This is a genomic window from Acidaminococcus sp., assembly GCF_057597765.1.
The window spans coordinates 1-10,272 of the sequence record NZ_DBMBXK010000018.1 but is presented as its reverse complement, the minus strand read 5'-3'; the positions used below and the strand labels follow the sequence as shown (position 1 = coordinate 10,272).

Here is a 10,272-nt window from a genome sequence, read left to right as displayed (position 1 = left end):
ATGGAAAGGAAGTGAACAGCATGCTGCATATTGCCATTTGTGATGATCAGCAGGACCAGATCCAGAAGATCCGGGAAACTGCAGAGAAATACTTCCAGAACCGCAAAGAAAATATGAGCTGCCAGACCTTTGAAAACGCTTTTGCCTTTGTGGAAGCGGTGGACAAGGGGGCCCTGTTCGATATTGTGCTGCTGGATGTGTGCATGCCCGGGATTTTGGGCACCGATGTGGCCCGGGAGCTCCGGGACCACCACAGCCGGGCGGAAATCATTTTTCTCACCACCAGCGACGAATTTGCCGTGGAAGCTTTTGAGGTGAAAGCCACGGATTATCTCCTGAAGCCCTTTACCCAGGCCCAGTTCGCCAAGGCCATGGACCGTGCCATTGCCTACATCCGCCAGCGGAACAGCGCCAAGGTGATCTTCCGGCTGGTGGGCGGAGGCGTCCGGGTGGAAGAAATCGCCCAGATCCTGTTCCTGGAAAGTCACGGCCATGTGCTGGAGGTATACCTGGCTGACGACAGTACCCTGGAAACCCGGAAATCCGGCCAGGACATGAAGGCGGACCTGGACAAAATCGCCCCTGGTCAGTTCGTATCCCCCAACAAAGGCTATCTGGTGAACCTGGGCGCCATCCACCTGATCAAAACCGATTACGTAGAGATCCAGGGCCATCAGATTCCCCTGGGAAAGCGGAAGTACCGGGAGTTCCAGGAGCAGTATTTCCAGTATATGTTTGGGACGAAGTAAAAAAAACTAATCCCCCACTCCCTTCGCTCCCATATCCACCTGGAGATAGGTGAGGAACCAGCCTTCTTTTTGCTGGCAGAGGACGCTGGCTCCGTATTTGTCCCGGAACCGGGCCAGGGATTTCATGCCGATGCCGTGGCCTTTTACTTTGGTCACCGGCAGGCCCTCTTCGTCCAGGGCCACCGGGGCATCGAACAGGTTCTTCACCAAAATGTTCAGCATGTCCCCCTGATGCCGGGCCAGTACGGTGATGTTCCGCCGGTCTTCCGGCTGCTTCCTGCTGGCGATCAGGGCGTTCTCCACCAGGTTGGACAGCACAATGGACAGATCCCCGCTGCAGTTCAGATCCTGGGGCAGGTCCACGGACACGGTGATGGGAATCCCTTCTTTCCGGGCCCGGGACAGATACACCGTAAGGGCCGCATTGATCAGGGGATTCTGGCAGTACTGGGGCAGCTTGGTGCTGTTGAATTCTTCTCCCAGTTCTTCAATATAGGTGAGCACCCCCAACCGGTCCTTTTGCCGGACCAGATCCAGCAGCTGGTCGATATGGTCCCGTTTTTCCCGGTAGATGGCTTCCAGCCGCTGCCGGGATTCTTTTGACATCTTTACATAGTTGGCCGCGGACACCACCTGCTGCTGGAGCTGGTGCTTTTCCTCGTAGGCGCTGATCTCATCATACACTTCCTGCTGGCCCCGGCGGATGGCAGACATCATCAGGAGTACTACAATCATCAGCAGGATCCGGGCACCCATCAGATCGAAATACCGTTCCTGGGAATCATACACACTCACATACAGAGTATCCACCGCCAGCAGCATGGGGATGATGGTGGTGCTCCGCCAGAACCGGCGGGTAGCCGCTTCCTGGAAATGGCTGAAGGTGCGGGTAAAGAACCGGAGGAGGACGGGGAAGGCGATCAGGCATTCTCCCCCATAGAACAGGATCTGCCAGAAATACATGGAAGCAAATTCACTTGCCGGCCAGAAACACAGGAAAAAGTGACGGAGGAAGGTATAAAAGCAGCTGGAAAACAGGATCCGGAAGGAAAGGATGAACAGATGGCCCACCCAGTACTTCCGGGTGACCCAGAAGCACAGCAGGAACTGGGGAATCCATATAAGGTACCCTATGGCCCAGTAGGCGGCAGAGACAGAAGGGAACAGTCCGGACCGGACCAGCCCCACTGTCAGGGCCGTTTCCGCCACCGCCAGGACCACCCAGGCCCGGCAGAAGGGCTTTTTCTTTTCTTCTTCCAGAAATCCCCAGAAAGGCAGGATCTCCAGCAGATAGAAGGGCTGGAGCACCAGGATGTAGACCAGGGACACAGCCGTGGTTTCCAGGATGGGAGTCACTTGTCCGCCACCTCTTTCCGCAGCTTCAGCAGGTGTTTTTCCGCTTCTTCAAATTCCCCGTTTTCCGCCAGTTCCGCCAGCATCCGCAGCTGATGCCGGCTGTCGTGCCGGATGATGGCCAGTTCCTGCTGCTCTTTCCGCAGGGAAACGGCGTAACTGTTGATGTCATTGAGCCGTCCCTGGAGCTGGAGATTCTGTTCCTTCAGCTGGAACATTTTCTGCACCTGCTCCAGCTCGCCCCGGATGGTCAGGACCAGGAACAAAGCCACCAGCATCAGCATCCCCAGGGTGATCAGGGTATAGATCTGGAGTCCCGGCTGGAACAGATCCCGGGGGTTCAGGATGAAATACCCCTGGTTGGCATGGTAGTAGCACAGCAGCAGAGGCACAGGCCCCAGGTAAGGCCAGAAGGCGGACCGGGGAGACGTGAGCTGTTCCGGGGTAAACAGCCGCCCGATGATTTTCAGGGCCAGGGGCATCCCCAGAAGGAACAGGACCAGATAGATGATGAAATAAGGCAGTACCCGGCCAATGTGCCAGGAATCGGGCAGGAACAGCTTGAAGGCTTCCAGGGACAGGATATGAACAAAGATCATATAGATGGCCTGGAGCCCCAGCACAAACAGATGCCGGAACCAGAACGGCCGGATGGTGAACACCAGGAGCAGCAAATGGGGCAGATAGCAGAACAGGTACAGGAACTGGAACATGCCGCTTTCCAGCTTCAGCGCTCCCCAGCTGAAAAGAGCCGCCAGGAGCAGGAATTCCAGGAAAAAGATCCACAGATGTCCCAGGAGCAGCACCTTCCGCCGGCGGAGACCGGCCACGGACCGGAAGGGATAGTACCGGAGATAAGCCGGAGGCAGCAGGGAAAAACAGAACAGGAATACAGTGGCAAAAGCATAACCCATGGCAGAAATCACCTCCGGAATTCATTAATTGTAATTATGACGAAAAGAGAAAAAGATGTCAAACACAAAAAAAAGCCCGCCACCAAAGTGACGGGCCGGTCTGGTCTATTGGAGCTACTGATAGGATTCGAACCTACGACCCTCTCATTACGAATGAGATGCTCTACCAGCTGAGCTACAGTAGCATTGAACAGGGAAATTATATCATATCCCCGGGGATTGTTCAAGAGGCTGTTGCACATGCAACAGCCATTGACCAGTGACCGCTTTTACAACTGGATCAGTCGGAAATCACACTGGTTCATATCCAGCATCCGGGCTGCCAGACGCTTGCCTCTTTCCAGGTCAGCGGTGAAACATACTTCTGCCCGGCCCAGGCCCACTTCCCGGTCCAGATGGCGGGCTTTCAGGTCTTCCATGGCTGCCTGGACCGTCCGTTCCGCCGGATCCAGGATGGTGACCCCGGGTCCAAAGGCTTCCCGGATTTCCTTTTCCACAAAGGGATAATGGGTGCAGGACAGCATCACCGTATCCACCTTATGTTCCTTCAGCTTGTCCGTATATTCCTTGATGGCCGCCGCCAGTTCCGGGCTGCCGAATTTCTCCCCTTCGATAAGGGGAACGAATTTGGGGCACCCCTGGCCGAACACCTGGATTTCCGGATCCATTTCCTGGATTTCCTTTTTATGGGCCCCGGAAGCCACAGTGAAATCGGTGGCCAGAAAGCCCACCCGTTTGTTCTTCGTGACCCCTTCCACCATATGGGCGCCTTTTTTCATGCCGATCACGGAAAAATCGTACCCGTTTTTGATTACCTCGGTGCCCAGCACCGTAATGGTGTTGCAGGCCACCACCAGCTGTTTGATGTTCCGCCGGTTCAGCCAGGCGGTCATTTCGCTGACGAACTGCTGGATTTCTTCCCGGGGCCGGTTCCCATAGGGAGTCCGGGCGGTATCCCCGATAAAGATGAACCGTTCATGGGGCATTTTCTGCTGGAGCCATTTCAGGACGGTCAATCCGCCCACCCCGGAATCAATGACGCCAATGGGATCTAATCTGTTCATGGAACCCTCCTTGCCTGTATTTGTGCCGTTAAACCACTTTAGGAAAGTATATTATACCACGAATAAGGGGGTGTTGCACATTGCGTGCAATACCCCCTTTTCTGTCAGCGGACTGCTGACGGGGTTGTTGCGCCGGCAACAGCCCCTTTTTTCACCCATTCAAATACTCCAGCGCAAACTGGACCTCTATCCCCGTCCCGTTAGGCAGCACGTCTTCGTCCACTTCGAAGGCGGGATGATGATGGACGCAGCAGATGCCTTTTTCTTTGTTCCGGGCTCCCAGGAACATAAACACGCCGGGTACTTTTTCCATGAACACGGAAAAATCTTCCGCACCCATCTGTTTTTCCATGGGCACCAGGGCTTTTTCTCCCATGATCCGGGCCACGGCTTTCCGGCCGCAATCGTTCAGGTCTTTGTGCTCGTTGATGAGAGGGGCAGGACCGAAGAAATAGGTGCAGTCCACCTGGCAGCCCAGCCCTTCTCCAAAGGCCCGGGCCACTTTTTCGATTTTCTGGGGCAGGGTCTTCCGGAATTCTTTGTTGAAGGTCCGGGTGGTACCCACCAGCTGGACAGAACGGGCCAGCTGGCCCTTCTCCCCCTCGCTGTTCATCATACCCACCGTAAGCACAAAGGTGTTTTCCGGGTCGTTCTGCCGGCTCACCAGCTGCTGGAGCCCCATGACTACGGAGGCAGACGCTGCCAGGGGATCCGCCCCCTGTTCCGGGGCGTCAGAAGGGGCCGGTTTCCCGGTAAGAGTAATGGTGAACCGGTCGCTGCAGGCCATCCGCTCCCCGTCTTCCAGATTGGCGGTACCGGCGTCCAGCAAGGCCCAGATGTGCATGCCGAAAATGGCATCCACCTGATCCAGACAGCCTTTCTCCACGTAATGGCGGGATTCGGTACCGATTTCTTCCCCCATCTGGAACAGCAGCTTCACCTGGCCCGGAAAAGCATCCCGATGGGCGCTGAGGATTTTGGCTGCTCCCAGGAGCATGGCCGTATGGCAGTCGTGGCCACAGGCGTGCATGACCCCGGGATGCTGGGAGGCATAGGGTTTGGTCAGGTCCGCTTCCTGGATGGGCAAGGCGTCGATATCCGCCCGGAGCATCAGGGTCTTCCCCGGGCCTTTGGCTCCCTGGATGGTGCCGATGCACCCGGTGATATCCGGGAAGGTCTGGACCGGGATCCCCATTTTTTCCAGTTCCGCGGCAATGTGGGCGGTGGTTTCCTTTTCTTCCCGGCCCAGTTCCGGATGGGCATGGAGCCAGTGCCGTTGTGCCAGGATATAGTCTTTTTCGCCGGCCGCCAAGGCTTTCACATCCATCAGCAGGCGCCTCCTTCCGGCAGCAGAGTCAGTTCGCTGCGGCAGTCAAAGGTTTCTGCCGTGCGCCGGACCAGGTTCTTCAGTTTGTCCACCATGTCCATGAGCAGTTCGTCGTCATAGGCCCGGAGGCAGCCGGTCAGCTGCACCTTGTCGCAGACGATGTTGAACTGTTTCCCGGCCTTGACGCTTTCAAAACCCAGGACCAGAGGCCGCAGGGGATTGTTCACCCGGCTCACCAGGGTCTGGGCCGCCTGGATCACCGCTGAAGCCGCCACAATGGCATCCTTCCCCAGATGGGGCGTGGATCCATGGGCCGAAACCCCATGGACCGTAATGGTAAAGTCGATTTCCTTTTCCGTATCTTTCAGTAAACCCATAAGCGTTTGTCCTTTCCACAAGAGGGTCTGCTGCAGAAAGCAGCAGACCCCTGTCAGCGGTCAGCTGTAAACGGTCAACGGCCGATGGCAAGAACCCACAGATGCGGGTTCTTCTGAACAAAGACGCCGCGGCCGCGGCTAACCCACCACCATTGCGCAAGCGCAACGGTCCCCCGCCCTTGCAAAGGGCGGATATACGCTCGGGCCTCTGGCCCTTGCCTGGAGCACAAGGGCGTAAGCCCGGTGTGCCATGTATCCGCCCTTTTCAAGGGCGGGGGACCAGCCGCAAGGCTGGTGGTGGGTTAGCAGCCAACGGCTGCGTTTCCTTTCCAGGAACCTGCCGCGGCAGGTTCCCTCCATTAGCCATTGACAATTGCCCATTGACCGCCTTTACAGATAAATCCCCCCGCCAGGACCCAGGGGCAGGTTGAACAGCACCCAGGCTGCCAGGAGCAGGCCCCAGGCAATGGCGAATGCAAAGGAATAAGGAATCATGTTGGCAATGATGGTTCCCATGCCGATGTCCTTTTCATACTTCCGGGCAAACCCCAAAATCAGCGGGAAATAGGAGAACAGCGGGGACAGAGGGTTGGTCAGGGAATCCCCGATCCGGTAGGCCACCTGGGTCAGGGCCGGGTCGTACCCCATGAGCATCATCATGGGCACCATCACCGGCGCCAGGATGGCCCATTTGGCCGAAGCGGAACCGATGAACATGTTGATGATGCAGGAAACCACGATCAGCCCGTAGATCAGGGGCAGGCCGGTGATATTGGCCGCCTTCAGTCCTTCCGCCCCTTTGATGGCCAGCACCACACCGATGTTGGACCAGGCAAAGTAGCTGGTGAACTGGGCACAGAAGAAGCACAGCACAATGTAGGAGGAAATATCCTTGAAAGCCTGGGAAATATCCGCCCACATGTCCTTGTCGTTTTTGTACTTGCCGGAAGCAAACCCGTAGACCACCCCGGGCACAAACAGTACCAGGGTCACCATCAGGATGATGCCGGTCATAAATGGAGATTTGGGGTTCATGATGGAATGGGTCTTGGGATCACCCAGGAGAGGATCCGCCCCCACGCACATGAGCCCGATCACAACAAGGGTAATGAGCCCGGCCAACAGGGCCTTGTTCACGGCCTTCTTTTTCCGGTCCGTCATTTCCGCAATGGATTCATCCAGTTCATACTGGGTCAGATCCGTGCCGGCAAACCGGGGGGCCATGATCTTTTCCGTGACGAAGGTCCCCACCAGGGCCAGCAGGAAGCAGGAAACAAACAGGAAATAATAGTTGATGGCAGGGGACTGCTGGTAGGACGGGTCGATCATCTTGGCCGCCGCTTCCGTAAACCCGTAGGCCAGGGAATCACTCATCCCCAGCATTACATTGGCGCAGAACCCGGCCGCCACACTGGCGAACCCGCAGAACACCCCCAACAGCGGATGCCGGCCCATGCTCAGGAAGATCACCCCGGCCACCGGAGGCAGCACCACAAAGGCCGCATCCCCGGCCACGTTGCCGTTGATGCCGATGAAGATGATCACAAAGGTGACCACAGCCGGTGCCGCATCCCCCAGCATTTTCTGCATGAAAGCCGCCAGGAAGCCGCTTTTCTCAGCCACCCCGGAGCCGATGACACACACCAGCACCATGGCCAGCGGAGCGAAGTTGGCAAAGTTGGAAACCGCCTTGCTCCAAATCATCCGGAAGCCGTCCACCGACAGCAGGTTCACGATCTTGATGACCTTCCCAGTGCCGGGATGGGTGGCCGATACCCCTGCCGCCCCCAATACGGCAGACAGCACAATGACCACAATGGCCAGCAGTACAAACAGAGACACCGGATCCGGCAGTTTGTTGCCGGCCCGTTCGATGACGTTCAGGAAACGGTCCATAAGGCTTTTCTTCGTCTTTTCCTGGGTCCCATTCATAGTAACAACATCCTTTCCTAGAAATTCGCTTTTTCCAGTACAATAAAGAGAGCATGACACAATACTTATGGGAAAAAGTATAGTTTCATTATAAGCAAATTTCTATGGAAAATCCATGTTTTCGCTATGAAAATACTGTATACATATTTTATGTTGTTTCGAACTTTGATTATAATTTTACTTTTAATATTCGGTTATGGCCGTTCCAGTCCCGGTTCCGCCATTCCTTTCAGGGCCAGCAGCTTCCGCCACAGCGGATAGATGACATTTTCCGGGGTTTCCGGATAGGCGGTTTGAGGCAGGTCCAGGATGGGCACCCAGTGGGCGGAGGTGACTTCCTGGGACAGGTGGAAGGGCTGTTTCCGGACAAAGCCCAGATACCCGTGCATGAGCATCTGGCCCTTGCTGAACCAGTAGGTCCCTTCCGGAATCATTTTTTCCAGGGTCAGCCCCAGTTCCTCCTTCACTTCCCGGTGGGCGGTCTCTTCCGCCGTTTCTCCCGGCATAATGAAGCCGGAGGTGATGCTTTCATATTTCTGGGACAGGTGGGGCTGTTTGCACAGGACCACTTCGTCGTATTCATTGCAGAGCAGGATGATGATGCAGCTGTAGAAAAAATCGAACCAGTACCGCTGGCAGACCGGACAGAAAGGGACCAGTCCTTCATCCCCGGCCGGTTTGGGCTGGAGACGGGAGCCGCAGGTGGGACAGTATTCAAAATGCATGGGATTTCCTCCTTTGTTCATACAAGGTTAGCATACCCAACCCGGGAAACCCTGTCAAGTTTTTTCGCCGCCCCCATCCAAACCTGCTATAATGGAAGGCAATGAAAGGGAGGTTTTATCCATGTTGGACAACAAAGTCAGAGACCTGATCAACGAACAGGTCACCAAGGAATTTTATTCTGCCTATCTGTATCTGGATTTTGCCAACTATTATCAGGAAAAGGGGCTGGACGGCTTCGCCCACTGGTTCGACATCCAGGCCCAGGAAGAACGGGACCATGCCATGCTCATGCGGACCTACCTGCAGAACAACGACGCCCCGGTGGTCTTCGGCACCATCGACAAACCGGACATGACCTACAAGAAACTGGACGACGCCCTGAAAGCCGCCCTGAAACACGAACAGTTCATCACCGGCTGCATCAACAAGATCTACGCAGCCGCCGACAAAGCCAAGGATTACCGGACCATGCAGTTCTTCGACTGGTTCGTGAAGGAACAGGGAGAAGAAGAAAAGAACGTCAGCGACCTGATCAAGAAATTCGAACTTTTCGGCAGCGACCCCAAAGGGCTCTACGCCCTGAACCAGGAACTCCTGGCCAGAGTCTACGCCGCACCGACCCTGGTGCCTTGAGAAAAAGGGGGTGCTGCACAGAACGTGCAGCACCCCCTTTTCCATTTGACCCTGCTACCCGTTCCGCTCTATAATGGTTCCATCTCTGCACCAAGAAAGGATGGTTCTCCATGTCCCCTGAAACGTTTCTTGCGATCCTCACCCGGGCCGGCCGGCTGAAAACCGCCACCCGCCACTGCTGGACGGCTCCCGGCCGGCAGGAAAGCGTGGCGGACCATTCCTGGCGGATGGCTCTCATGGCCCTCCTGCTGTCCCATGAGCCGGAATTCCGGGAGCTGGATCTGGACCGGGTGATCCGGATGTGCCTGATCCACGACCTGGGGGAAGCCTTTACCGGGGACATCCCCACCTTTGCCAAAGGGGACCGGGACCGGGCGGCAGAACAGGACTGCTGGGACAGATGGCTGGCCGCCTTTCCGGAAGGAAACCGGCAGGAATGGCAGGCCCTCTTGGAGGAAATGGAAGCCCAGGAAACCCAGGAAGCCAAACTGTACAAGGCCCTGGACAAACTGGAAGCGGTGATCAGCCACAACGAATCAGACCGGGACACCTGGCTGCCCCTGGAATATGACCTCCAGTTCACCTACCCGGAAAAAGCCGTCCAGTTCTCCTCCTGGCTGAAGGAACTGAAACAGGCAGTGGACACTTGGACCAGGGAAAAAATAAGAGAAAATATATGAAAAGGGAGTGTTGCACATTCTGTACAACACTCCCGTTTCAATGAAACAACCTCAGCAGCACATTCAGCACCACACTGACCACAATGCAGGTGACCACCGGGAAATAGAAACTCCCGTGCCTGCCGGTAATGTGAATATCCCCGGGCAGATGGCCCAGGGGGAACAGATTGGACCCGAATTCCATGACAAGGCCGGCAACCACCAGCAGCAGCCCCAGGCCGATCAGCATTCTTCCCATATTTTCATCCCCTGTTGTTTTTGTTTCTATTGTACCATGTTCTCCCCGGTTTCTCCGTTGAAATCAATAACACCAACGATGCAGGGGCTCACCGCAGGCAAGCCCGTCCCGGCCGCCCAAAGGGCCGCAAATTCAAAAGCAGATGCCTCCGTATCTGGTATCTATCCGCCGCTGACACAAAAAAATTCCGCATCCATCAGATGCGGAATTTTCCTAACCGGCAGCTCCCTATCCTCCCGGACCGTTTCCAGTCGAGTACTTTCGGCGTATAAGGGCTTA

At 56.0% G+C, this 10,272-nt stretch carries 11 protein-coding genes and 1 tRNA gene; 3 read left to right on the top strand and 9 right to left on the bottom strand.

The genetic code is table 11. From position 1 onward, the window contains the following. Window positions 1-20 precede the first annotated feature (20 nt). On the top strand, window positions 21-749 hold the full coding sequence (locus ACZOF8_RS09795) for a LytR/AlgR family response regulator transcription factor (protein WP_487426865.1): 729 nt from the start codon (window positions 21-23) through the stop codon (window positions 747-749). A 6-nt stretch (window positions 750-755) separates the two neighbouring features. Here ACZOF8_RS09795 and ACZOF8_RS09790 read toward each other — a convergent pair whose 3' ends face one another. The 8 genes from ACZOF8_RS09790 to ACZOF8_RS09755 all read right to left on the bottom strand — a co-directional run bounded on the left by ACZOF8_RS09790 (window position 756) and on the right by ACZOF8_RS09755 (window position 8,441). After that, window positions 756-2,105 (bottom strand): GHKL domain-containing protein, encoded by a 1,350-nt coding sequence (locus ACZOF8_RS09790; RefSeq protein ID WP_481143675.1) that lies wholly within the window; start codon window positions 2,103-2,105, stop codon window positions 756-758. Beyond that, the gene (locus tag ACZOF8_RS09785) at window positions 2,102-3,016 is read right to left on the bottom strand and encodes a hypothetical protein (protein ID WP_481143674.1); all 915 of its coding nucleotides are present in this window, start codon (window positions 3,014-3,016) and stop codon (window positions 2,102-2,104) included. Before ACZOF8_RS09785 ends, ACZOF8_RS09790 begins: the two co-directional genes overlap by 4 nt. Before the next feature lie 109 nt (window positions 3,017-3,125). Continuing rightward, a tRNA-Thr gene (locus tag ACZOF8_RS09780) sits at window positions 3,126-3,201 on the bottom strand. An 84-nt stretch (window positions 3,202-3,285) separates the two neighbouring features. Further along, complete coding sequence (murI, locus tag ACZOF8_RS09775; protein ID WP_022487838.1) at window positions 3,286-4,080, bottom strand: glutamate racemase; 795 nt, start codon at window positions 4,078-4,080, stop codon at window positions 3,286-3,288. A 151-nt stretch (window positions 4,081-4,231) separates the two neighbouring features. Next, window positions 4,232-5,407 carry a M20 metallopeptidase family protein gene (locus ACZOF8_RS09770; RefSeq protein ID WP_022487839.1) on the bottom strand — a complete coding sequence of 392 codons (1,176 nt, stop codon included), beginning with the start codon at window positions 5,405-5,407 and terminating at the stop codon, window positions 4,232-4,234. After that, on the bottom strand, window positions 5,407-5,784 hold the full coding sequence (locus ACZOF8_RS09765) for a peptidase dimerization domain-containing protein (protein WP_022487840.1): 378 nt from the start codon (window positions 5,782-5,784) through the stop codon (window positions 5,407-5,409). Before ACZOF8_RS09765 ends, ACZOF8_RS09770 begins: the two co-directional genes overlap by 1 nt. 390 nt (window positions 5,785-6,174) lie before the next feature. Next, complete coding sequence (locus tag ACZOF8_RS09760; RefSeq protein ID WP_022487841.1) at window positions 6,175-7,716, bottom strand: AbgT family transporter; 1,542 nt, start codon at window positions 7,714-7,716, stop codon at window positions 6,175-6,177. Window positions 7,717-7,910: 194 nt separating this feature from the next. Beyond that, the gene (locus ACZOF8_RS09755; RefSeq protein WP_022487842.1) at window positions 7,911-8,441 is read right to left on the bottom strand and encodes an NAD(+) diphosphatase; all 531 of its coding nucleotides are present in this window, start codon (window positions 8,439-8,441) and stop codon (window positions 7,911-7,913) included. A gap of 121 nt (window positions 8,442-8,562) precedes the next feature. On the opposite strand from ACZOF8_RS09755, the gene ACZOF8_RS09750 reads away from it, so the two are divergent. After that, window positions 8,563-9,075, top strand: coding sequence for a ferritin (locus ACZOF8_RS09750; protein WP_022487843.1), 513 nt, complete (start codon window positions 8,563-8,565; stop codon window positions 9,073-9,075). A gap of 110 nt (window positions 9,076-9,185) precedes the next feature. Beyond that, the gene (locus tag ACZOF8_RS09745; protein ID WP_022487844.1) at window positions 9,186-9,755 is read left to right on the top strand and encodes an HD domain-containing protein; all 570 of its coding nucleotides are present in this window, start codon (window positions 9,186-9,188) and stop codon (window positions 9,753-9,755) included. 37 nt (window positions 9,756-9,792) lie between these two features. On the opposite strand, the gene ACZOF8_RS09740 is transcribed toward ACZOF8_RS09745, so the two are convergent. Then, entirely contained in the window at window positions 9,793-9,993 is a 201-nt protein-coding gene (locus ACZOF8_RS09740) for a DUF2905 domain-containing protein (protein ID WP_022487845.1), read from the bottom strand. Between the last annotated feature and the right edge of the window lie 279 nt (window positions 9,994-10,272).